Source organism: Streptomyces lothianensis, assembly GCF_047779955.1.
Lineage (GTDB): Bacteria > Actinomycetota > Actinomycetes > Streptomycetales > Streptomycetaceae > Streptomyces.
Window position 1 is genome coordinate 14,372 of the sequence record NZ_JBLMKT010000045.1, and the last position, 22,984, is coordinate 37,355.

Annotated in this window: 14 protein-coding genes; 5 read left to right on the forward strand and 9 right to left on the reverse strand. The window is 72.8% G+C overall.

What is annotated here, in order from left to right:
- Positions 1–26 precede the first annotated feature (26 nt).
- Both ACLF6P_RS16405 and ACLF6P_RS16410 read right to left on the reverse strand, forming a co-directional pair.
- Complete coding sequence (locus ACLF6P_RS16405) at positions 27–3,344, reverse strand: ATP-dependent helicase (protein ID WP_415951079.1); 3,318 nt, start codon at positions 3,342–3,344, stop codon at positions 27–29.
- Between the two features lie 472 nt (positions 3,345–3,816).
- Complete coding sequence (locus tag ACLF6P_RS16410) at positions 3,817–4,242, reverse strand: MGMT family protein (protein ID WP_415951081.1); 426 nt, start codon at positions 4,240–4,242, stop codon at positions 3,817–3,819.
- A gap of 356 nt (positions 4,243–4,598) precedes the next feature.
- Here ACLF6P_RS16410 and ACLF6P_RS16415 point away from each other — a divergent pair, with 356 nt between their 5' ends.
- The 4 genes from ACLF6P_RS16415 (at position 4,599) to ACLF6P_RS16430 (ending at position 12,592) form a co-directional block, all read left to right on the forward strand.
- Positions 4,599–7,346: a lysylphosphatidylglycerol synthase domain-containing protein gene (locus ACLF6P_RS16415; RefSeq protein WP_415951083.1), complete on the forward strand. Its 2,748-nt coding sequence runs from the start codon at positions 4,599–4,601 to the stop codon at positions 7,344–7,346.
- Between the two features lie 334 nt (positions 7,347–7,680).
- Positions 7,681–9,237 (forward strand): alpha/beta hydrolase, encoded by a 1,557-nt coding sequence (locus ACLF6P_RS16420; RefSeq protein WP_415951085.1) that lies wholly within the window; start codon positions 7,681–7,683, stop codon positions 9,235–9,237.
- A gap of 98 nt (positions 9,238–9,335) precedes the next feature.
- A complete protein-coding gene (locus ACLF6P_RS16425; protein ID WP_415951086.1) occupies positions 9,336–10,973 on the forward strand; it encodes an alpha/beta hydrolase in 1,638 nt (545 codons plus the stop codon).
- Positions 10,973–12,592 carry an alpha/beta hydrolase gene (locus tag ACLF6P_RS16430; protein WP_415951088.1) on the forward strand — a complete coding sequence of 540 codons (1,620 nt, stop codon included), beginning with the start codon at positions 10,973–10,975 and terminating at the stop codon, positions 12,590–12,592. The genes ACLF6P_RS16425 and ACLF6P_RS16430 overlap by 1 nt, the downstream gene beginning before the upstream one ends.
- A gap of 111 nt (positions 12,593–12,703) precedes the next feature.
- Here ACLF6P_RS16430 and moeZ read toward each other — a convergent pair whose 3' ends face one another.
- From moeZ to ACLF6P_RS16465, 7 genes are all read right to left on the reverse strand, one after another.
- Positions 12,704–13,882: an adenylyltransferase/sulfurtransferase MoeZ gene (gene moeZ, locus ACLF6P_RS16435; protein WP_415951090.1), complete on the reverse strand. Its 1,179-nt coding sequence runs from the start codon at positions 13,880–13,882 to the stop codon at positions 12,704–12,706.
- 61 nt (positions 13,883–13,943) lie between these two features.
- Positions 13,944–14,759 (reverse strand): spherulation-specific family 4 protein, encoded by an 816-nt coding sequence (locus ACLF6P_RS16440; protein WP_415951091.1) that lies wholly within the window; start codon positions 14,757–14,759, stop codon positions 13,944–13,946.
- Positions 14,747–15,700, reverse strand: a complete 954-nt coding sequence (locus ACLF6P_RS16445; RefSeq protein WP_415951093.1) for an NAD-dependent epimerase/dehydratase family protein — start codon at positions 15,698–15,700, stop codon at positions 14,747–14,749. The genes ACLF6P_RS16440 and ACLF6P_RS16445 overlap by 13 nt, the downstream gene beginning before the upstream one ends.
- 426 nt (positions 15,701–16,126) lie before the next feature.
- Positions 16,127–17,182, reverse strand: coding sequence for a hypothetical protein (locus ACLF6P_RS16450; RefSeq protein ID WP_415951094.1), 1,056 nt, complete (start codon positions 17,180–17,182; stop codon positions 16,127–16,129).
- Between the two features lie 188 nt (positions 17,183–17,370).
- Entirely contained in the window at positions 17,371–19,434 is a 2,064-nt protein-coding gene (locus ACLF6P_RS16455) for a DUF3492 domain-containing protein (protein ID WP_415951095.1), read from the reverse strand.
- Positions 19,435–19,801: 367 nt separating this feature from the next.
- Positions 19,802–21,148, reverse strand: a complete 1,347-nt coding sequence (locus ACLF6P_RS16460) for a DUF3152 domain-containing protein (protein WP_415951096.1) — start codon at positions 21,146–21,148, stop codon at positions 19,802–19,804.
- Positions 21,149–21,480: 332 nt separating this feature from the next.
- Positions 21,481–22,476, reverse strand: coding sequence for an alpha/beta fold hydrolase (locus ACLF6P_RS16465; RefSeq protein WP_415951097.1), 996 nt, complete (start codon positions 22,474–22,476; stop codon positions 21,481–21,483).
- A gap of 161 nt (positions 22,477–22,637) precedes the next feature.
- On the opposite strand from ACLF6P_RS16465, the gene ACLF6P_RS16470 reads away from it, so the two are divergent.
- The gene (locus ACLF6P_RS16470; protein ID WP_415951098.1) at positions 22,638–22,847 is read left to right on the forward strand and encodes a hypothetical protein; all 210 of its coding nucleotides are present in this window, start codon (positions 22,638–22,640) and stop codon (positions 22,845–22,847) included.
- Positions 22,848–22,984: the final 137 nt, after the last annotated feature.

Consider the following 22,984-nt stretch of genomic DNA (forward strand, 5'->3'; position numbering starts at 1 on the left):
CTCAGGTCCAGGCGGCTCGACCGAGCTCACTCGACGACGTGCCGCCCCTCCGCGCGGGCGCTGCACGAGGCCTGGAAGGAGCAGTGGGTGCAATGCTGGCCCGAGGACGGGGTGAAGCGTTCGTCGAGGACCTTGCCCGCGGCGTTCGCGAGCAGGTCGCCGACCCATTCGCCCTCCGCGAGCGGGCCCTGGCTCTGTACCCGGGGCAGCGCCTCGCCGCCCTCGCGTTTGGGGGCGGCCTGGCGCAGGTGGACGAGTTCCGCGCCCCCGGTCTCGGGGCGCTGCCCGTCGAAGGCCTCGTCGAGGGCGCCCTCGCGGACGGCCAGCTGGTAGACGGCGAGCTGCGGGTGGCGTTCCACCTCGGCGGCGGTGGGGGCGTTCTTGCCGGTCTTGAAGTCGACGACGTACGCACGCCCCTGCGCGTCGGTCTCGACGCGGTCCATGGAGCCGCGGATGCGGACCTCGACCTCGCCGGTCTCCAGGGTGACGTCGAAGCCGTGTTCGCTGGCTACGGGAGTGCGGGCCGCGTTGGAGTCGACATGCCAGCGCAGGAAGCGTTCCAGGGCGATGCGGGCGTTCCGCTTCTCCTGGACGGACTTCCAGGGGGCGTCGAAGCTGAGGGCGTCCCAGACGGAGTCGAGGCGGGCCATGAGGACGTCGAGGTCGGCGGGGGTGCGCCCGGAGGCGACCTCGTCGGCGAGTACGTGCACGACGTTGCCGAAGCCCTGGGCTGCCGTGGCCGGGCTGTCGGCCTTGACCTCGCGGCCCAGGAACCACTGCAGTGCGCAGGTGTTGGCGAGCTGGTCGAGTGCGCTGCCGGACAGGGCGACGGGCCGGTCGCGGTCGCGCAGCGGGACCTTGCTGTGGGTGGGCTCGTACATGCCCCACCAGCGGTGGGGATGCGCCGAGGGCACCAGCGGGCGGCCGTCCTCGTCGCTGAGCGCGGCGAGTCTGGCCAGACGCAGGGCGGCGGCCTCGCGCAGTTCCTCGGAGACGCGCGGGTCGACGGTGGTGGAGCGGAGCTCGGCGACGAGGGAGGCCACGGAAAGGGGGCGGCGCGGGCGGGCGGTGATGTCCTTGGGTTCGACGCCGAGTTCGGTGAGGAAGCGCGAGGGCTGGTCACCGTCCTCTGCGGGTGCCTTGACGGCGGTGACCACGAGGCGTTCGCGGGCGCGGGTGGCGGCTACGTAGAAGAGCCGGCGTTCCTCGGCGAGCAGGGCGCCCGGGGTGAGCGGTTCGGCGAGGCCGTCGCGTCCGATGCGGTCGGCTTCGAGGAGCGAGCCGCGGCGCCGCAGATCGGGCCAGAGGCCCTCCTGCACACCGGCGACCACGACGAGCCGCCATTGCAGGCCCTTGGAGCGGTGCGCGGTCATCAGGCGTACGGCGTCGGGCTTGACGGTGCGCTTGGTGAGGGTGTCGGCGGCGATGTCCTCGGCCTCGGCCTCTTCGAGGAAGTTGAGCGCGCCGCGCCCGCCGGTGCGCTCCTCGGCGCGGGCGGCGGTGGCGAACAGGGCGCACACGGCGTCGAGGTCACGGTCCGCGTTCCGCCCGGCCGCGCCGCCGCGGTAGGCGGCGCGCTCCAGGCGCTGCGGCCAGGGCGTGCCGTTCCACAGCTCCCACAGCGCCTCCTCGGCGGTGCTGCCCGAGGCGAGCAGCGCGCGGGTCTTCTGCAGGAGTGCGGCGAGGCGCTGGGCGCCCCGCGCGTACGAGGGATCGTGCGCGGCGAGCCGCTCGGGCTCGGCGAGCGCGCGGGCGAGCAGTTCGTCGGAGGGCCGGGGGGTGCGGTTGCCGCCGGCCCGCTCCTCCTCGCGCAGGGCGCGCCCGAGGCGGCGCAGGTCGGCGGGGTCCATGCCGGCGAGCGGGGAGGTGAGGAGGGTGAGCGCGGTTTCGGTGGGGAGCCAGGCGGGGGGCGGCGGGTCGTCCTGTACGGCCGCCGCATCGTGGCCGTCCCGGAGGCCGGCCTTCGCCCGTACGGGGTTGTCCGCGTCGTCCTCCGGTCCGCTTCCCTCCCCCGCCGCGGGCGTGAGCTCCGCCTCCGCGACGACGCGCAGTGCGAGCAGCAGGGTTGCGGCGGCGGGCTCCTCGCGGAGCGGCAGGTCGTTGCCGTCGATCGAGAGCGGGACGCCCGCGGCGGTCAGGGTGCGGCGGATCGTGGGGATCGTGCGGGTGCCCGCGCGGACCAGCACCGCCATCTCCGACCACGGCACACCGTCCTCCAGGTGCGCGCGGCGCAGCAGGTCGGCGATGTTGTCGAGTTCGGTGCCCGCGGTCGGGTACGTGTACACCTCGGCCGTGCCGCCCTCGTGCACGGCCGACAGGTCACGGTGGCGGCGGACCTGTTCGACGGGGAGCCGGGGCAGCGGCATCCGGCGGGTGAGCAGCCGGGTGGCACCCAGGAGGGCGGAGCCGGAGCGGCGGGAGGTCGTGAGGACCTCGACAGGTGCGGGGCGCCCGTCGATACGGGGGAAGGCGTCCGGGAAGTCGAGGATTCCGTTGATGTCGGAGCCGCGGAAGGCGTAGATCGACTGGTCCGGATCGCCGAAGGTGACGAGGGTGCGGCCGCCGCCGGCGAGTGCCTGGAGCAGGCGGACCTGGGAGGGGTCGGTGTCCTGGTACTCGTCGACGTACACCGCGTCGTAGCGGCTCGCGAGCTCCGCCGCGACCTGGGGGCGGCGGGCGAGGAGCACCGCGCGGTGGACGAGTTCGGCGTAGTCGAGGACGCCCTGCGCGTCGAGGACGTCGAGGTACTCGGCGAGGAAGCCGGCCGCGGCCGCCCAGTCGGGGCGGCCGGTGCGGCGGGCGAACGCACCGAGCGTGTCCGGGCCGAGCCCCAGCTCACGGCTGCGGGCGAGCACCGCGCGCACCTCGTCGGCGAAGCCGCGGGTGGTGAGGCAGGCCCGCAGGTCCTCGGGCCACCTGATCCGGCCGTGCCCCGATGCGGCAAGCTCCAGGTCGCCTTCCAGCAGTTCGCGGACCATCACGTCCTGCTCGGGGCCGGAGAGCAGCCGCAGCGGGTTCACGAACAGGTCGGCCTCCTGGTGCGCGCGGACCAGGGCGTAGCAGAACGAGTGGAAGGTGGAGGCCTGCGGCGCCCGTACGCCGCCGATCCGCAGCGCCATCCGGTCGCGCAGTTCGACGGCCGCCTTGCGGCTGAAGGTGAGGACGAGGATGCGGGAGGGATCCGTCCCGCTCTCCACGCGCCGGGTGACCGCCTCGACCAGGGTGGTGGTCTTGCCGGTGCCCGGTCCGGCGAGGACGAGAAGCGGTCCGTGCTCGTGGTCAACCACCGCGCGCTGTGCTGCGTCAAGACGAGGGGGGTCCACGCGCGGCGGACGGGTGCGCACCAGTCTGAACGTGCCGTGGTTCCCCGGGCGCGCCCACCCGTCGCCCGCCGCCGCCCCGCCGAGGGCACGCGGCGCGCGACTGGTGCCGGACTGTGTGTCCGGAGTGCGCCGGTCGGAAGTGGAGGAACTCACGTGGATCGCCGGTCCTGGTGGGTGTACGGGGGTCGGGAGTGTGCCGGGGGCTGTGCGGGTGTCGTGGGTGGTGCGGGTGTCGTGGGCGGTGCTGCCGCGCGGAGCGTGGCGGTCGCTGTGGCCGTACGGCCGTGGCGGGGGCGCCGGGGGCGGTGGCGGTCCGGTGACCGCGGGGAGAGCCGCGGCGCGGACTGCCGCGGGGAACGCTACGCCAGTGGGCGCCCGGGTCCGCCCCGTTCCCCCGCTTCGCCCGCCCGGCCCGGCCGCGGGCCGTATCCTGGCGCGCTTTCATCCCAACGGGCCCGCCATCGCACCTGCGGCCGCCGGATACCGGAAGCTGTCATGTGTGAGTGGGCCCTTCCGCGGGCGCGCCGTCCCAGCGCGCCCGAGCCATGTCGAGCCGTTGGCTGCCGTCCGCGGCCGTGCGCAGCGGTGTGGCCTCGGTCCGGTAGTGCTCCAGCGCCCGCCGCTCGTGGCCGGGCAGCAGCACCCCGTCCGCGCGCACCACGCGCCACCACGGGACCGGGCCGCCGTAGAGCGCCATCGCCCGGCCGACCTGGCGGGGGCCGCCCGCACCGAGCCATTCGGCGACATCGCCGTACGTCATGACCTTGCCGGGCGGGATCCGCTCGGCGGTTTCGAGCACGCGCTCCACGTACTCGGGCAGTTCCGGGTACTCCGGGTACTCCGGGTACTCCGGGGCCGCGCGGGTACCCGGCCCGCCGTCCGCGGGGGCGGGCTCCTCGCCGTCCACGGGTGTGCTCATGCTCCGTTCACTCATCCGCTCCATGGTGCCGTACGCCACCGACAGCCGGAGGCATGCCGGGAAACGGCCGACCGGGCAGGACACGGGAGACAACCCCTGGTGCGGGGCAAATACGCACAAGCAGGGCACTCTGCGTCTCCCGACTGCACCCTGATGCCCCCTGGCGTCGGCGGCTCGTGCCACCATCATCCGGGCGGTGACTGGTGATACGAGATCAAGAAGCCACGGAATCCGAAGGCAAGCAGGGGGCGGAGCCCGTGAAGGGCGACGGCACCCCCGCGGCTTCGTCACGCCCGGAAACGTACGAGAAGCGGAGCACCGGCTCGTACGAGAGGCTGGGTCCGGAGCCGTATGAGATGCCGGAACCCGGCGCGGACGACCCGCACGAGAAGCCGAATCCGGGCACGGACGCCCGGTACGAGAAGCCGGATCCTGGCACGGACGCCCGGTACGAGAAGCCGGGCACTGCCCCGCACGAGATGAGCGAAGCACAGACGGTGAAGCCCGCCCACAGTCACGAGCCGGCCAAGGCCGAGCGGGTCGAGGACGACGAGCCGCTGCTGCCCGCACGGGTGCACCGGCCCTCGGACCTGATGCGCCTGCTCGTCGGCATCCTGTCGATCGCGCTGCTGCTCGCCATCGCCGCCTTCGCGCACGGCACCACCTCGGGTCTCGAGGAGGACATCGCCACCCGGACCGGCGAGGCCCCGGACGCGCTGATCAAGTTCGCCGGGCTCGCCTCCAGCATCGCGGTGCTGCTCGTGCCGGTGGCGTTCGCGATCGAGCGGCTGATCAAACGCGACGGGCTCAGGATCGCCGACGGCGTGCTCGCGGCCGTGCTCGCGCACGGAGTGACCCTCGCCACCGACCTGTGGGTCGCCCAGGGCGCCCCCGAGTCCGTGAAGGACGCGCTGACCCGCTTCAACGACGCGGGGAACCTGACCGATCCGGTGCACGGCTATCTCGCGCCGGTGATCGCGTACATGACGGCGGTCGGGCTCTCGCGGCGGCCGCGGTGGCGGGTGCTGCTGTGGGCGGTGCTGCTGCTCGACGCGGTCTCGATGCTGGTCGCCGGGTACACGACACCGTTCTCGATCATCCTGACCGTCCTGATCGGCTGGACGGTGGCGTACGGAACGATGTACGCGGTGGGTTCGCCGAACGTACGCCCCACCGCGGAGAACCTGCTCAGCGGACTGCGCCACGTCGGCTTCAGGCCGGTGAGCGCGTCCCGCGTCGAGGAGCTGCCGGACGCACCCACCCCGGACAGCGGCGACCGCGGGCGGCGCTACTTCGTGACCCGGGAGGACGGACCGCCGCTCGACATCACGGTCGTCGACCGCGAACAGCAGGCGCACGGCTTCTTCTACCGGGTCTGGCGCAGGCTCACCCTGCGCTCGCTGACCACCCGCCGCTCCCTGCTCTCGCTGCGGCAGGCCCTGGAGCAGGAGGCACTGCTCGCCTACGCGGCGATCGCGGCGGGCGCCAACGCACCCAAGCTGATCGCCACCTCCGAGCTCGGCCCCGATGCCGTGATGCTCGTCTACGAGCACGTGGGCGGGCGCTCCCTGGACACCCTTGCCGACGAGGAGATCACCGACGGGCTGATGCGGGACACCTGGCGGCAGGTGGAGGCGCTGCAGTCACGGCGCATCGCCCACCGCAGGCTGGCCGGCGACGCCATTCTGGTGGATCGTTCCGGCAAGGTGATCATCACCGATCTGCGGGGCGGCGAGATCGCCGCCGGCGACCTGCTGCTCCGCATGGACATCGCGCAGCTCCTGACCACGTTCGGGCTACGGGTCGGGGCCGGGCGGGCCGTCGCCGCGTCGGCCGCGGTGCTCGGCGGGGACACCGTGGCGGACTGTCTGCCGCTGCTCCAGCCGATCGCGCTCTCGCGTTCCACGCGGGCGGTGCTGCGCCGGCTCGCCCGCGAGCGGGCCCAGCGGGAACGGGAGGCCGTACTCGAAGCCTCCCGGAAGGCGAAGGAAGCACAGGTCGCCGAGGACGGCGGCCAGGAACTGCTCCGCAAGACCAGCAAGGCCGAACGGCAGGCGGAGAAGCGGGCCGCCGACGAGGCCCGCGAAGGGGCCCGCGAGGAGGATCTGCTCACCCGGATCCGCCACGAGGTGCTCCTGATCCGTCCGCAGGCGCCGGTCGAACCGGCGCAGCTGGAGCGGATCAAGCCGCGCACCCTGATCAGTCTGATCGCGGGCGCGTTCGCCGCGTACTTCCTCGTCTCGCAGATCGCCAATGTGCCGCTGCGGGATCTGATCGAGGCCAAGTGGCACTGGGTGCTCGCGGCGGCGGCGTTCTCCGCGCTGAGCTATGTGGCGGCGGCGATGAGCCTGCTCGGATTCGTACCCGAGCGGATTCCGTGGCTGCGGACGGTGGCCGCGCAGGTCGCCGGGTCCTTCGTGAAGGTCGTGGCACCGGCGGCGGTCGGCGGCGTGGCGCTCAACACGCGCTTCCTGCAGCGGGCGGGGGTGCGCTCCGGGCTCGCGGTCGCCTCGGTCGGCGCCTCACAGCTGTTCGGACTCGCCTCGCACATCCTGCTGCTGCTCACGTTCGGCTATCTGACCGGCACGGAGAACACGACGAACTTCACGCCCTCGCGGGCCGTGATCGCCGGGCTGCTCACGGTCGCGGTGCTCGTGCTCGTCGTGACCGCCGTACCGTTCCTGCGCAAGTTCGTCTCCACGCGGGTGCGGTCGCTGTTCGCGGGCGTCGTGCCGCGCATGCTGGATGTGCTGCAGCGGCCGCAGAAGCTCCTCACCGGCATCGGCGGCATGCTCCTGCTCACGACCTGCTTCGTGCTCTGCCTCGACACCTCGCTGCGGGCCTTCGGCGCGGACACGACGGAGATCAGTCTGGCCAAGGTGGCGGTGGTCTTCCTCGCGGGCAACGCGATCGGGTCGGCGGCGCCGACGCCCGGGGGTATCGGGGCGGTGGAGATCGCGCTGATCTCGGGTCTGGGCATCATGGGCGTGCCCGCCTCGATCGCCACGCCGGCGGTGCTGCTCTTCCGCGCCCTGACGCTCTGGCTGCCTGTGCTGCCGGGGTGGCTCGCGTTCAACTACCTGACCCGCAAGGGAGCGCTTTGACGCCCCACCTCGCGGTGGACGGTCGTGCCCGGGGGGCCTCCCCGGCCGTGGGTGCGGGTGGGTGGCCCGGCTGCCCGCCGGTGGGGGTGCCGCTGTGCCCACCCTTCCCCAAGCTCTCAACTCCTTCCCCAAGCTCTCGGCTTCGCTCGAGCAGGGGAGACCCCACTGAGCAGGGGAGACCCCACTCGCCCTGCGGCACGACTGCCCACAGCTAGGTAGGGGGAACGGGTGGGCTCCGCCCTGCGGCACGACTGCCCACAGCTGGGTGGTCCCCCGGTCACACGGACGGACCGCGCCGAGGGCGCGCCCCGGTCGGCAGCCGCAGGATGGGGGCATGCCCAACCCCCGCGTCGCGCGCCTCACCCTGGCCCTCGCCCTCATCGCCACCGCCACCGCCTGCGGCGCGGACACCAACCGAGCCGGACCCGGAGCCGACACCGAGGACGTGGGGCTCTCCGCCCAGGAGCTGACCTGGAAGCCCTGCCCCGCCCCCACCCCCGAACAGGGTGGCGGCGAACCCCCGTCCCCCCTCCCCGCAGGAACCGAGTGGCAGTGCGCCACGATGAAGGCCCCTCTCGACTGGGACGCCCCCGAGGGCGAGACGATCGGTATCGCGCTCGTCCGCGCCAGGGCCGCCACGGACAAGAACCGCATCGGCTCCCTCGTCTTCAACTTCGGCGGCCCCGGAGGCTCCGGAGTCACCGCCCTCCCCGCCTTCGGCACGGACTACGCGAAGCTCCGCACCCGCTATGACCTGGTCTCCTTCGACCCCCGCGGCGTGGGCCGCAGCCACCCGGTGACCTGCGCGGACGACGCCCAGCTCGATGCGTACAACCAGCAGGACGCGACCCCCGACGACGCGGCGGAGGAGAAGACACTCCTCGAAAGCGTCCGCTCCCACAACGAGGGCTGCGAGGAGCGCTCCGGCACGATCCTGCCGCATGTCGCGACGACGGACGCCGCCCGCGACCTGGACCTGATGCGCCAGGTGCTCGGCGACGAGAAGCTGCACTACTTCGGCATCTCCTACGGCACCGAACTGGGCGGCGTGTACGCCCACCTGTTCCCCGAGAACGTGGGCCGCGCCGTCTTCGACGCCGTGGTCGACCCGACCGAGTCCCCCGAGCAGGGTTCGCTCGGCCAGGCCGCCGGCTTCCAGCTCGCCCTGGAGAACTACGCGAAGGACTGCACCTCGCAGGCCGAGGACTGCCCGGTGGGCGACACCCCCGAGGACGTTCAGTCGCGGATCACGAACTTCCTGAAGGACCTGGACTCCGAGCCGCTGCCCGGGATCGGACGGCGCGAGCTCACGCAGACCGCCGCGACCAGCGGCATCGCGCAGTCGCTGTACTCGAAGGACTTCTGGGAGTACCTCACGGACGGCCTGGAGAGCGCGTACGAGGGTGACGGGCGGATCCTGATGGCGCTCGCGGATGCCATGAGCGGCCGCAATCCGGACGGCACGTACAGCAACATCCAGGCGGCGAACGTGGCCATCAACTGCGCGGACGACAAGCCGCGTTACACCGTCGAGGACGTCAAGGCGAAGCTGCCGGACTTCCGCGCGGCCTCGCCGGTCTTCGGCGACTATCTGGCCTGGGGCATGCTCGGCTGCGAGGACTGGGCCGTGGACGGCGCGGCCGAGCACCCCGACGTGAGTGCGGAGGGTGCGGCGCCGATCCTGGTCATCGGCAACACCGGTGATCCGGCGACCCCGTACGAAGGGGCGCGCAGGATGGTGGAGTCTCTCGGTGACGGGGTGGGGATCGAGCTGACGTACAAGGGCGAGGGGCACGGCGCGTACGACAGCGGCAGCAAGTGCGTACGGGAGGCCGTGGACGGCTATCTCCTCGACGGGAAGCTGCCCGAGTCGGGGACGGTGTGTTCTTAGCGGGCCCGCACTGTGAATCTTCGCAGGACCGCAACCGCCCCGGGCATGGTCGCGCCTTTAGGATGACGATATTCATGCTCAAAGGGGGGACGTCGTACATGCCAAGCACGTCAGGGGACCGGGCCGCCGACCGGACCGGGACCGGCCGGGCCCGCGGAAGGCGGCCTCGCACGGGCCGCCCCCTCTCGCGTCCGACCGCGCTCGCCGCGGCTGCCCTCCTCGCCGGTTCGCTCCTCGCGGGCTGCAGCGACGACGGCACCCCGGGCAGGAACGACAAGAGCGCGGCCTCGAAGGACACCTCCGCCGAGTCCTCCGGCCTCATCGATGACTCGGGCCTGCCCGAGAAGTTCACCGGCCAGACCCTGGAGTGGGGCGACTGCGAGTCCGGCGGGGTCGGCGCCTCGGACAGCGCCTGGAAGTGCGCGGACCTCAAGGTGCCGCTCGACTACGAGGACCCGGACGGCGAGACGATCGACGTGGCCCTGGTCCGCAGCCAGGCCCGCGACGACAGCAGACGGATCGGCTCACTGCTCTTCAACTTCGGCGGCCCGGGCGGCTCCGGGGTGGACATCCTCCCGGCGGCCGCGCCCAACTACGGGGCCCTGCAGGAGCGCTACGACCTGATCGGATTCGATCCGCGCGGTGTCGCGCGCAGCAGCGGCGTGGAGTGCCGCAGCGACGAGGAGACCGAGCGGGCCTTCACCACGATCGACGTCACGCCCGACACGGCCGCCGAGGAGAAGGCGTACTTCGAGGACGCGGCCGCCTTCGGCGCGGGCTGCGCGGCGAGGTCCGGCGAGATCCTGCCGTATGTCTCCACATCGAACGCGGCCCGTGACATGGATCTGATGCGGATCGTCCTCGGCGACGAGAAGCTGCACTATCTCGGCTACTCCTACGGCACCGAACTCGGCGGCACCTACGCCCACCTGTTCCCCGAGAAGGTGGGCCGACTCGTCCTCGACGCGGTCGTCGACCCGAGCGCGGACATCGTCGGGCACGCCAAGAACCAGACCCGCGGCTTCCAGCGCGCGCTGGAGAACTTCCTGAAGTCGACGGGCGAGGACCCCGAGAAGGGCACGCGGGAGATCGCCGCGCTCCTGAAGTCCCTCGACAGGAAGCCGCTGCCCGCCGCGGGCGGCCGCGAGCTGAACGAGACGCTCGGCACGACGGGCATCACCCAGGCCCTGTACTCGGAGAGCAGCTGGCCGCAGCTGACGGCCGCGCTGCGGGCCGCCGAGGACGGCGACGGTTCGCCGCTGCTCGCGCTCGCCGACTCGTACAACGACCGTGACGCCTCCGGGAAGTACGGCACGGCGATGCACTCGCAGCGCGCCGTCAACTGCGCCGACACCTCGGTCCGGCCGACTCCCGCGCAGGCGAAGAAGCTACTGCCCCAGTTCCTGGACATCTCCCCCGTGTTCGGCGGTTTCCTCGGCTGGGACGCGGCCGGCTGGTGCCACGAGTGGCCCGTCGCCGGCGAGCACAAGACGCCCGAGGTGAGCGCGCCGGGCGCCGATCCGATCCTCGTCATCGGTACGACGGGTGACTCGGCGACGCCGTTCGAGGGCGCCCGCAAGATGGCCGACGAGCTGGGCAAGGGCGTCGGTGTGCACCTCACCTTCGAGGGCGAGGGCCATGGCGCCTACGGTGGCGGCAATGCGTGTGTCGACTCGACCGTCGAGGACTACCTGCTCGACCACAAGGTCCCGGAAGACGGAAAGGTCTGCTCGTAATGCCCCGCACGTCCCGCTCCATATCCGCCCGTACTCCTTCCACCAGTATTCCTTCCACCCGTACGCCTCCCAGCCGTACGCCTTCCACCCGTAAGCCGGTGGTGTACGCGGCCTCCGCGCTCGCCGCGGCACTGCTCGTCGCAGGCTGCACCTCGTCCTCCGGTACGGAGGACTCCGCGGGCTCCTCGTCGAAGGGCGGCGGCAAGGGCGTACCGGACACGAGCACCGTCGACTGGACCCGCTGCGAGGCGCCGACCGCCAATCAGGGCATGGGCGAGGCGCCGGGCAGCGACTGGGAGTGCAGCACCCTCGAGGCGCCGCTCGACCATGAGAAGCCGGAGGGCGAGAAGATCGAGATCGCCCTGATCCGCAAGCCCGCCACCGAACCGGACCAGCGCATCGGGGCGCTCCTGTACAACTTCGGCGGGCCCGGCGGCTCCGGCGTCTCCACACTGCCGATGGCCGCCGGGGACTACGAGAAGCTCAACGAACGCTACGACCTGGTGAGTTTCGATCCTCGTGCGGTCGGCGAGACCGCGACGGTGCGCTGCCTCGACGACGAGGAGATGAACCGGCTCTCGCAGGAGAACGACGGTCCGCCCGAGACCGCCGCCGAGGAGGCCGAGTACACCGCCGAGGGCCTGGAGCAGATCGCGGCCTGCGAGGCGAAGGCGGGCAAACTGCTCCCGCACGTGGGGACTTCGGACACGGCCCGCGACATGGACCTGATCCGCGAGGCGCTCGGCGAACAGAAGCTCAACTACTTCGGCATCTCGTACGGTACGGAACTGGGTGGCGTCTACGCCCACCTGTTCCCCGAGAAGCTGGGTCGCACGGTCTTCGACGCGGTCGTGGACCCGACCGAGGGCCAGGTCGAGGGCAGCCTCGCCCAGGCTGCGGGCTTCCAGCTCGCCCTCGACAACTATCTGAAGGACGCGGGCAAGGATCCGAAGAAGGGCGCCGCGGAGATCACCGCGCTCCTCGAGAAGGCCGAGTCCTCCCCGCTGCCGACGAACACTCCCGGCCGCAAACTCACCCGCGGCCTGGCGGAGACCGGCATCGCGGCGGCGCTGTACAGCGAGGAGACCTGGCCGTACCTCACCCAGGGCCTCCAGGAGGCACAGACCTCCGGCACGGGCTCGGTCCTGCTCGTCCTCGCCGACGTCTACAGCGGCCGCGATCCGCAGACGGGCGAGTACAACAACATGTCGCAGGCCCATGCGGCGATCCGCTGCGCGGACAGCAGCGAACGCTTCGACTACGAGGACGTGAGGCGCCACCTGCCCGCCTTCGAGAAGGCCTCACCGGTCTTCGGCGCCTCGATGGCCTGGGGCCTGATGGGCTGCACGGACTGGCCGGTCGACGGCGAACGCAAGACCCCCGAGGTCTCCGCCCCGGGCGCGCCCCCGATCCTGGTCATCGGCAACACCGGCGACCCGGCCACGCCGGTCGAAGGCGCGCAGAAGATGGCCGAGGCGCTGGGCGACGGCGTCGGCATCAACCTCACGGTCGACGGTGAGGGCCACGGCACGTACGGCGTGAACGGCTGCGCGACGGACACGGTGGACGCGTACCTCCTGGAGGGCAAGGTGCCCGCGGACGGGAAGGTCTGCGAGTAGCGCCGAGCACTCCGCACGGGCAGCTCCAGCACACACGCGCTCATACGCGCGCGAGGGCCGCGTCCCCCTTCACGGGAGGCGCGGCCCTCGTGGCCATAGGCAAGGGAACCGTCAGTAGACGGGCTTCTCCGGTTCGATCTGGTTGACCCAGCCGATGACGCCGCCGCCGACGTGGACCGCGTCCGCGAAGCCCGCGGACTTGAGGACCGCGAGGACTTCCGCACTGCGGACACCCGTCTTGCAGTGCAAGACGATCTTCTTGTCCTGCGGGAGGTCCTGGAGGGCGGTGCCCATCAGGAACTCGTTCTTCGGGATCAGACGGGCGCCCGGGATCGAGACGATCTCGTACTCGTTCGGCTCGCGGACATCGATGATGTCGAGGTTCTCGCCCTCGTCGATCCACTCCTTGAGCTGCTTGGGAGTGATCGTCGCGCCGAGGGCGGCCTCCTGGGCCTCGTCGGAGACGACGCCGCAGAACGCCTCGTAGTCGATGAGTTCGGTGACGGTCGGGTTCTCGCCGCAGACCGCGCAGTCGGGGTCCTTGCGGACCTTGACCTGGCGGTACTGCATCTCCAGGGCGTCGTAGATCATCAGGCGGCCGACCAGCGGCTCACCGATGCCGGCGAGCAGCTTGATGGCCTCGTTGACCTGGATCGAGCCGATCGAGGCGCAGAGCACACCGAGGACGCCGCCCTCGGCGCAGGAGGGAACCATGCCCGGCGGGGGCGGCTCCGGGTAGAGGCAGCGGTAGCAGGGGCCGTGCTCGGACCAGAAGACGGAGGCCTGGCCGTCGAAGCGGTAGATCGAGCCCCAGACGTACGGCTTGTTCAGGAGCACGCACGCGTCGTTGACCAGGTAGCGCGTGGCGAAGTTGTCGGTGCCGTCGACGATCAGGTCGTACTGGCTGAAGATGTCCATCACGTTCTCGGCTTCGAGCCGCTCTTCGTGCAGGATCACGTTCACGTACGGGTTGATGCCGAGGACGCTGTCCTTCGCCGACTCGGCCTTCGAGCGGCCGATGTCCGACTGGCTGTGGATGATCTGGCGCTGCAGGTTCGACTCGTCGACCTCGTCGAACTCCACGATGCCGAGGGTGCCGACTCCGGCGGCGGCCAGGTACATGAGCGCCGGGGACCCGAGGCCGCCGGCGCCGACACACAGCACCTTGGCGTTCTTCAGCCGCTTCTGCCCGTCCATCCCGACATCCGGGATGATCAGGTGGCGGGAGTACCTGCGGACCTCGTCGACGGTGAGCTCTGCGGCAGGCTCGACCAGGGGTGGCAGCGACACGGGAACTCCGTAGATCGGTATGCGAACAGTGGTTCTCCCCGTAACGCTGCCACAGCCTTCTTCATTCCGAGACACCGTGTCCGATGTGCGAGACGATTTCGTCCCAGTAACCGGGCATGGCCTCGAAGGGGGCGGCCGTCCGGTCGGTAAGGGAGGTGCCGTCCGTGCAGGCCGTGCGGGCCGTGCGGGCCGTGCGGGCCGTGCGGTCGGTGAACCAGATCGTGCCCGCGCCCTGCCAGCGGGCGATCCGCAGAGCCTCTTCGAGGTGGCCGCGCGGCATGCCGTGCACAAGGTGGCAGAACTTCCCCGGCTCGTGGTCGGCGGTCCACTCGGCCACCTGTGACCAGCGGTACTCGCTCCACGGCCCGTTGAACGTGACCAGCTGGTCGGCGGCTTCGGCGTATCCGGGATGCGGGTGGGTGCCGTGGCCGAGGACCAGGTGGCCCTCGGGGCGCAGGGCCCGCAGGGTGGCGGTGATCCGGCGGGTCGGAGGCAGGGCGGAGGGCCCGGCCGGGGCGCGGTCCGCGTAGAAGCCGTCGACCTGGTACCAGTCCAGATAGCGGTGCGCGTCCGAGACGAGTTCGCCGAACGGGCGGGCGCCGTGCGCGAGGTCGAGATGGCCGAGAACCCGCGAACCCGCGTTGCGCAGCCGCCCGGCCGCCTCCAGGCAGTGCGGGTCGGGGCGGATGCCCGGGCCGTTCGCGATGTTCAGGACGGACCAGTGCAGCGGTGTGGCGGGGCGGGCGGCGGCCGCGGAGGCGAGGCTCGCCCACTCCAGCGGGGCGAGCAGGGGGTGGGCGTAGCCGGGGGCGCCGAGGCCCACGGTCGTCGCCGCCGCGTACCGCCGGGTGCCGGCGGGGGTGGTCAGATGCGGCATGCCGCCTCCATCCAGATATCGGCGAGGGATTCCTCGAGGTTGATCCGGGGCCGCCAGCCGAGCCGGTCGCGCGCGGTGCGCACATCGGCCTGCTGCCAGCTGCCGCAGCCGTCCGGGTAGGGGTAGGCGGCGGGCGGTGCGTCGGATTCGGTACGGGGGTGGCCGATGGCCGGGCGTCCGGGCGGGCCGCCGTCCAGCTCGTGCAGGGCGCCTCCGTATCCGGCGACGCGGGCCAGTACGGCAGCGGCGTCGCGGAGTCTGACCGCCCGCCCGGAGCCGATGTTGACGATGCCCTGGGCGGCGGACAGGGAGGCGGCGTGTACGGCGCGTGCCACGTCCCGTACGTCCACGAAGTCCCGCTGCACCGCGAGGCCGCCGAGCTTGAGCTCGCCGTCGCCGGACTGGATGGAGCGGCGCAGGGCCTCCGCGAGCCGGCCGAGCGGGGAACCGGCCGGGGTGCCGGGGCCCGCGGGCGAGAAGACACGCAGGACGACGGCGTCCAGGCCCGAGCCGAGGACCAGCTCGGTACCGGCGAGCTTGCTCACGCCGTACGGGCCGCCGGGCCGGGGGATCGCGTCCTCGCCCGTGGACGAGCCCGGCTGGCTGGGCCCGTACTCGGCGGCGCAGCCGAGCTGTACGAGACGGGCGCCGCAGCCGCTGCGGCGCAGGGCCTCGCAGACGGTGGCGACGGCGACGGTGTTGTGCCGCGTCAGATCGCGGGCGCCGCCGCGGGTCGCGCCCGCGCAGTTGATCACCACCCCGGGGTGGACGGCGTTCAGGAACCTGGTGAGCGCACCGGGGCTTCCGCTCGCGAGGTCGAAACGTACGTCGGCGTCGTCCCCACGGCCGAGCGCCGTGAGCTGCACGGCCGGATCGGCGAGCAGCCGGTCGGCGACGAAGCGTCCCAGATATCCGTTGGCCCCCAGCAGCAGCACCCTCATCGGGCGGCTCCGGTGGGCTGGTTCGGCTCGGCGGTCGGCCTGTCGGGGGTCGGACTGTCGAGGGTCGCACTTTCGGGGGTCGGACTGTCAGGGGTCGGCCTGTTGAGGGTCGGCCTGTTGAGGGCAGGCCTCTCCGGGGCCGTGGCCGGCTCCTTGCGGGTGCTCATCTTTCCGTTCTCCTCAGGGGTGTTGCGTAGTGGTTCGGTCCCACCGCCCGCGGGGTCGGTCACGCGGGTGGGAGGGGGTATGTGGGGGGTGCTCGGGGCCGCCGCTCGGGCGGCGGCTAGGAGGGCCACGCGGGGGCGGCTCGCCCCTGCTTCGCGGTGCGCGGCCTCGGGGCGGCCCGCCCGTGGCGAGCGGTGCGCGAGGTCCCGTGCCTCGCGGTGCGCGGGGTGGTGACGTGGGATGCCCGGCGCGGGCACTCGCTCACCGGACCACCTCCGCGTGGGCCGAGGCCCGGGCCAGACGGCGCATCGCGTGTGCCAGGAGGACCGCCGCACCGGTGCCGCAGACCACGACCGGCACCGCACCCGGACCCCAGGCCCCCACCAGCGCCGAGACCGGTGCGGACAGGAAGCCGAAGCCGGGGAGGCGGCCGCCGAGGGCCATGGCGAGGGCGAAGACCTCGCCCGCCACGGCAGCGCCCAGGACCAGGGCACCCGCGTCCGGGAAGCCGTGCACCTCCAGGAGCCGGGCGAGCAGCAGCAGCGCGCCGAGCGCGAGCGCCGGTCCGGCACCGCGGGTGCCCTCGCCGAGGACCGCCCCGATCGCGAGCAGCAGGCCCGTCAGCGCGGCGAGGAACAGCGTGAGCACTCCGCCGAGAAGAGGGCGTACGGCGGCGGCGAAATCGTCGAGGCCGCGGCTCACCGCGAGGATCCGGGCGCTCTGCACGGCGAAGATCCGCGCGCAGCAGGCCGCGGGCAGTACGGCGAGGGCGAGCCCGAGCACGGGTGCGGTGTGCAGGGGCCAGGCCCCGTCCGGGCCGCCGGACAGGATCGAGCCGAGAAGTCCCTCGCCGAGCAGGGCGTACGCGAGGAGGCAGGCGGTCCACACCCGACTCGCCGGGACCTGGCGGCCCGCGACGCGCAGCGGGCCGTGGCGGAGCGCCACGCGCAGGGCGACGGCGAGGGCGAGCGCGCCCAGGGCCCCGGCGAGGAGTGCGCCCGTGCCGGTGGCGAGGTCGAGTACGGCGACCGCGATGGCGCATACGGCACCGGGGAGCATCGCGAACGCGGCCCAGCCGGCGGGGACGCCCGGTCCGGCGACCGCGGCCGGGGGTGTCACCGAGGGGCCCGGCTCCTCGGTGCCCGCGGACCGGGCGTACATCTCCTCGGCGAGCGAGAAGACGTCGCGGTGCCGGTAGCGGGCGGCGGTCCGGTCGGTGACGCCGTGGGCTTCGAGCCCGGCGGCGATCTCCAGCGGATCCACGGCCCGCGCGCAGAGCTCGCGGTGCCGGTGCATCAGGGCTCTGACGGGGTCCACTGGGCCTCGGCGCCCGACGCGGGGGTGTTTGGCCTTCCCGGCTGTTCCGGCCGGGTTGGCTGGGTCGGCCGGGTTGGCGGGGCTAGCCGGGTTGGCGGGGTTGGCGGGGCTAGCCGGGTTGGCCGTTCCGGTCGGTGTGTTTGCGGCGGTCGCGCGGGGCGGATCGGGTGGTGGTGTGCGCATGTGGGTCATCGCTCACCGTCCGTGGTGAGTCCGGCACCCACGGGGTGGTCCGCGAGGGGTTGTTCCTCCCCGCGAGGCGGGGAGGAACAACCCCCGCGGGGCGGGGGGTTCTGCTTCCTGGGGCTACGCCCCAGGTCCCCCTGCGGGGCTCCGCCCCTGCACCCCTCCGGGGGCTCCGCTCCCTGGCCCCCTGCGGGAATCGGCTCCTGGCTCCTCGCGGGAACTGCCACGTGTCCCCCCGACGGGGTGAGTGCACCGGCGGGGGTTGTGCCGCCGGGGGGTGTTGGGTCCGGTGCCGTGTCGGAGGGGGGCTCGTCGGGCGCTCGGCCAGGGGCTGTCCCGTCGGCCTCGGGAGGTGCCCCGTCGCCGTTTCCTTCGGCCCGGCCGGGGACGGCCTCTCGTCCCTCGGCCCGGCCGGGGACGGCTTCTCGTCCCTCGGCCCAGCTGGGTCCGGCTTCTCGTGGGGGCCGTTCGGCCGTCGTGGGCCATCCGCCCGGTACGAACACCTCCGCCGGGTTGGCGAAGGGCTGGACGGTGCCCATGTCCGTCAGCGGGGCGCGGTGGACCGGGTGGTGGGCCAGGATGTCGAGGTAAATGCTGTGAAACGCCCTCACGTTCTGGTCGACCGTGAAGAGTTCGAGGGCCCGGGCGCGGGCCGCGGCACCGAGGCGGGCGCTGCGGTCCGGGTCGCGTAACAGGGCGAGGCAGGCGTCCGCGAGGGCGCGCGGATTGCGCGGCGGGACCACAAGCCCGGTGCCGCCGATCACCTCGACCACCGCGCCCACGTCCGTGGACACCGTGGCCCGGCCGCAGAACATCGCCTCGACCAGGCTGATCGGGAAGCCTTCGACGACGGAGGAGAGGACGACCACGCCGCCCGCCGCATAGGCCTCGGCGAGGTCCGGGACCTCGGGGCCGCCGATCTCCTCGAAGGAGACCGGGTTGTCGCCGACGGAGTGCACCCCGTCCGCCTCGTCGGGGAAGAGCTGCGCCGCGAGCGCCGTGCAGTGCGCGAGGTAAGTGGCCGCCTCCGGCCCGTCCGCCGGGGCGCCGATGATCCGCAGGCGCGCCTCGGGCTCCTCCTTGCGGATCTCCGCGAAGGCGTGGAGCAGCGCGATCAGGTCCTTCGAGGGTTCGATCCGGCCGACCCACACGAGGGTCTCGGGGTCGGCGGGTTCGGTGGATTCGCCGACTTCGGCGAAGCGCCCGGCCTCCATGCCCGGGTACACGGTCCGCAGCTTGGCCCGCTCCGCCCCGCAGCGCTCCTGCCAGCGTCGGGCGTGCGTGTTGCCGGGGGTGATCAGCGTGGCCTGCCGGTACACCTCTTCGGCGAGCCGCCCGTGGAAGCCCGCGAGCAGCGCACGCGCGGGCGCACTCAGCGTTCCCGCGGCGCCCAGGTAGTGCGCCCTGAGCCGTACCCCGTACTCGGTGACGAGGAGCGGCACCCCGAAGAAGTGCCGGGCGAGCAGCCCGGGCAGGGCGGCCGCGCCGCCCGCGGTGGCGTGGCAGAGGTCGACCGCGCCGAGGCCGCCTTCCTCCTCCTCGTACCAGTCGAGGGACAGCGACCGCAGCGAGCGCTCGATCAGGCCGGTGACGGTCAGCAGGTCGGCGACCCGCGCCTGGCGCGCGGCGCGCGGTGCGCTGGGCGCGCGGCAGGCCTTCTCGAGTGCGCCGGCGGCTGCTTCGGAGCGCAGGGCGACGGCGAGTCCGCCCTCTTCGCGTTCCAGTTCGGCGAGCCCGTAGAGCCCGGCGGCGAAACGGTCCGCCCCGGCGCTCCCTTCGGTGCAGACGGCCGCGGCCAGTTCCCCCCAGTGCCCGGCGAACCGGCGGCGCGCGCGCCGCCCGTACACCACCCCGTCGTCCTCGGTGGTCCACAGCGGAGCGGTGCGCACCCGATGGACCTGGGGCGGCAGCTGGATCCAGCCCTGCTCCTCCTGGTGGGCGCTGCGGCTGAGCGCGAAGATGTCGAACTCATGGCTGTCGAGCCCGCGCACGAGGCGGTCGCACCAGAGCCTGGCCTCACCCGTCACATACGGATAGCCACCTTCCGTGAGCAGTCCGATGCGCACGAGTACACCCCCGTTCTTCCTTGGACTGGGGCTCCGTGATTCCGGGCGCCCTCCGCGGAACGAACGTATGCGGATACGCCGGTGGCGCGATGGACGGTTGTCCGTCGCGCCACCGGAAGGGGTGAACGGCCGTAACTTTCCCTGCGGGGTCGCGTTCTGTCGCGCTAGGGCGTGTTTCGAAAGTCGCTTCGTCCGCCCGGAGGGCGGGCCCTGCGGCGTCCGGTGCGTGCTCTCGGCGTGCGGGCCGGAAGTCCTCGTACTGGACGTACTCGGGCTTTCGGCCCGTGCGGCGAGAGTGCGTGCCGGGCGTCGCGGGGCAGAAGCGACTTTCGAAACACGCCCTAGGGGCGCGAAGAGTTACGGTGCGTCAATTGTTGGGGTATGCCCAGGGATTGGCCCGGCAGGTGATGCCGTCGACCGTCAGGGTCTTGGTCTGCTGCTGCATCACGGGCGCGAGCGCCCCGTCCACGCTGCAGTTCACGTGGTTGTGGCCGAGCCGGTGCCCGATCTCGTGGTTGATCAGCATCTGCCGGTACGCGGCGATGTCGTCGCCGTAGGTCTTGGCGCCCTGCGCCCAGCGGTCGGCGTTGATCATCACGCGCTCGGTCGCGGCGGAGTCGCAGGACACGTTCTGCTGCGCCGTGTCGAGGCCGGACTTGGCGCACCACTCGGCGGTGGTGGCGCTGCTCGCGAGCGTGATGACGAAGTCGGTCTCCCCGCTGGAGACCCGCTCGAAGGTCCGGGCGCCCTTGTGCGCCCAACTGCGCTCGTCGTTCAGGGTCTTCTGCACGGCCTCCGCGAACAGCGCGCCGTCCAGGCCGAGCCCCTTCTCGACGTCGACCCGGTAGCGGTACTTGCGCCCCTTGCCCGGCGCCTGGTCCGTCCCGCCGATCGCCGCGAAGTCGCCGCTCGCCTCGTGCGGCGGCAGCTTGTCCTTCTTCGCGAGCTTCTGCTCGTACGTGAGGGGGGCGGGCGTGTCCGGTGCCTCGCGTCCGTCGGAGCGCGAGGCCTCGGAGGCACCGCCCCGCTCGGCGCTCCCGGTGTCCGCGGCCTGCGGCTGCGGATCCTGGTCCGGCCCGCCGGCCACCTGGCCCGCGACGACCACGGCGAGCACGGTCGTCACGGCGGCGGCCGCGATGCCGGTGAAGGTACGGCCCCTGGGCCCGCGCGAGGGCTCGCGCCGCACCGGCGCGGCGGGCGGCGCCTCGTCCTCGGACAGCTCGTGCCGGAAGTCGGTGACGGCGGCGTACGGATCGACCGAGCGCCCCTCCCCCGCACGCCGCGCGGCGGGGTCGAACAGATCCGGCTCATCGTCAAGGGGCCCTCCCCTGCTCGAGCGCAGCCCGGAGCTCGGGGAATCGCCGTACGCGGAGCCGTACTCGCCGCGGGGGCCGGGGATACGGGGCTGTGGGCCGGTGGCCGTGACCTGCGGATGCCGACCCGTCGAGTGGTTCGTGCGCTGCTGCCGGCCGGTGGCCTGGATCCGCTGCTGCGGCCCGGTGTCGCCGACCCTGGGCAGCGGCCCGGTGCCGTCGATACGGCGCTGCGGTCCGGTGTCGCCGAGCCTCGGCAGTGGTCCCGTGTGGGCCGCACCGCCCGGTGCCGCGCCCCATCCGCCGCCTCCCTCACGCTGCTGCGGATGCGGCCGGCCGGCTCCCGGCGGCACCCGCGGGGTGCCGTGCGCCGGAGTCCCGTCGGGGCGTACGCGAGGCACACCCTGCGCCGGAGTGCCGTCCGGCCGTACGCGAGGCACACCCTGCGCCGGAGTGCCATCGGGCCGTACACCCGGAGCGCCGGGAGGTGGAGTCGCCGGGCGGGCCTGGGGCACTCCGTGCGGCGGGGTCGTCGCGGGGCCACCGCGCGGCGGGGTCGTGTCGGGACGGCCCTGGGCCGCCGGCTGCGGCGGGCCGCCGGCACCGGGGCGTCGGCGGCGGCCGGTGCCTCCCGTTGTCCCGGTGGGGCCGGAGCCGCCGGGGACGACCGGTATCGCGCCCGTGTCCCCGCCGCTCCTGCCGCCCTTGCGTGCGTGCCTGCCCACGGGCCGCCTCAGCTCTCCACCGTCGGCTCGCCGTGCGCGGCGAGCAGTTCACGTACGGCCGTGGCCACCACGTCCGGGTATTCCATCATCGCCACATGCCCGGCCTCCGGCAGGGTCAGCAGCCGCGAGCCGCGGAAGGCACGCGCCGCCTTGCCCGCCATGCGGTACGAGACGAGCTGGTCGCGCCCGCCGTACACGAGCAGCGTCGGCGCGAGCACCCGCTCGGCCTGCCGCCACAGCCCGTGCTGGCCGCCGAGGGTGTACGCGTCCACGATGCCGCGGGCCGAGCGGGCCATCGCATCCCAGAAGTACGGCAGCTGCAGCCGCCGCTCCATCTCCTCCACGGCGTGCGCGAAGCCCTCGGGGGTGACCCGGCCGGGGTCGCCGTAGCAGAGCGACATCACCCCGCGCGTACGCATCTCGGGCGTCCAGTCCTTCGTCAGCCGTGCGAAGAGCTGGGCGACGCCGGGCAGAGCGACCAGCGCGGTCGGCACGGCGGTGCGCTGGACCCGGATCTCCGGGAGCGCGGGCGAGACGAGGGTGAGCGTCCGTACGAGGTCGGGCCGGACGGCCGCGATACGGGTGGCTACCGCGCCGCCCATCGAGTTGCCGAAGAGGTGCACGGGGCCGCGGCCGCTCGCGTCGAGCAGCCGGATCACGGCACGGGCGTGCCCGGTGACCGAGTAGTTGCCGTCGTCCGGCGGCGGCGAGTCGCCGAATCCCGGCAGGTCGACCGCCTCGCAGTCGAGGACGTCTTCGAGCAGCGGCATCAGCGCCGACCAGTTCTGCGAGGAGCCGCCGAGCCCGTGCACGAACAGGGCGGGTGACAGCCCGGTGCCAGGGCGTGTTCCGGAAGACGCCCTGACCGGCGGCCGCGAGCGCACGGTGAGGCTGAGTCCGGGCAGGGTCACCTGGCGGAGCTCCTCGCCCTCGGCGACCCGCACCGTGAGCGGTCTCGGGGTCACCGCGGCAGTGAGGGCACCCGGCAGTTCGGTCGAAGACATAGGGCGATGCTACGAGAGGATCACGGACCGGTTCACGTGTTCGCGGTCACGCCATCGCGTAGCGCGCCGAATCGGACTCTCATAGTCTCAAGGGGTAGGGCATGCGCCGCCCTGGCCCCTGCCTTCTCACGAGAGCGCACGAGAGCGAGAGGGAGCCAGCCATGACCGTCGATCCCACCGAGCCGGACACCTTCGAGCAGGAGGAGACGCTCGACCCGGATGCGCCGGAAGCCGACGCCGCCGAGCAGCACACCGAGCTGCGCCAGCACCGCGACGACCCCGCCGAGGGCATCGACCCCTCCGCCGCGAACGTGGCGGATGTGGCCGAACAGGCCAGAGTGGTGGAACTCGACGAGGAGGACTACCGCTGAGCCCGGTTCACGGCCTCTGAAGCGACGAAGAACGGTCACGACGGCTGTACAAGCGTCCGGTCTGTGAAATTCTGCCTCCGCACCGCGCACACCACAGTTACCGAAAAGTACGATGGCGAAGCGGCAGCACACCGCAA

Bases quoted from the DNA above. Each gene is read 5' to 3' on its own strand.
- ACLF6P_RS16465 (WP_415951097.1), bottom strand. From the start codon at position 22,476: ATGTCTTCGACCGAACTGCCGGGTGCCCTCACTGCCGCGGTGACCCCG.
- ACLF6P_RS16470 (WP_415951098.1), top strand. From the start codon at position 22,638: ATGACCGTCGATCCCACCGAGCCGGACACCTTCGAGCAGGAGGAGACG.
- ACLF6P_RS16415 (WP_415951083.1), top strand. From the start codon at position 4,599: ATGCCGGAACCCGGCGCGGACGACCCGCACGAGAAGCCGAATCCGGGC.
- ACLF6P_RS16410 (WP_415951081.1), bottom strand. From the start codon at position 4,242: ATGAGCACACCCGTGGACGGCGAGGAGCCCGCCCCCGCGGACGGCGGG.
- ACLF6P_RS16445 (WP_415951093.1), bottom strand. From the start codon at position 15,700: ATGAGGGTGCTGCTGCTGGGGGCCAACGGATATCTGGGACGCTTCGTC.
- ACLF6P_RS16440 (WP_415951091.1), bottom strand. From the start codon at position 14,759: ATGCCGCATCTGACCACCCCCGCCGGCACCCGGCGGTACGCGGCGGCG.
- ACLF6P_RS16420 (WP_415951085.1), top strand. From the start codon at position 7,681: ATGCCCAACCCCCGCGTCGCGCGCCTCACCCTGGCCCTCGCCCTCATC.
- ACLF6P_RS16430 (WP_415951088.1), top strand. From the start codon at position 10,973: ATGCCCCGCACGTCCCGCTCCATATCCGCCCGTACTCCTTCCACCAGT.
- ACLF6P_RS16425 (WP_415951086.1), top strand. From the start codon at position 9,336: ATGCCAAGCACGTCAGGGGACCGGGCCGCCGACCGGACCGGGACCGGC.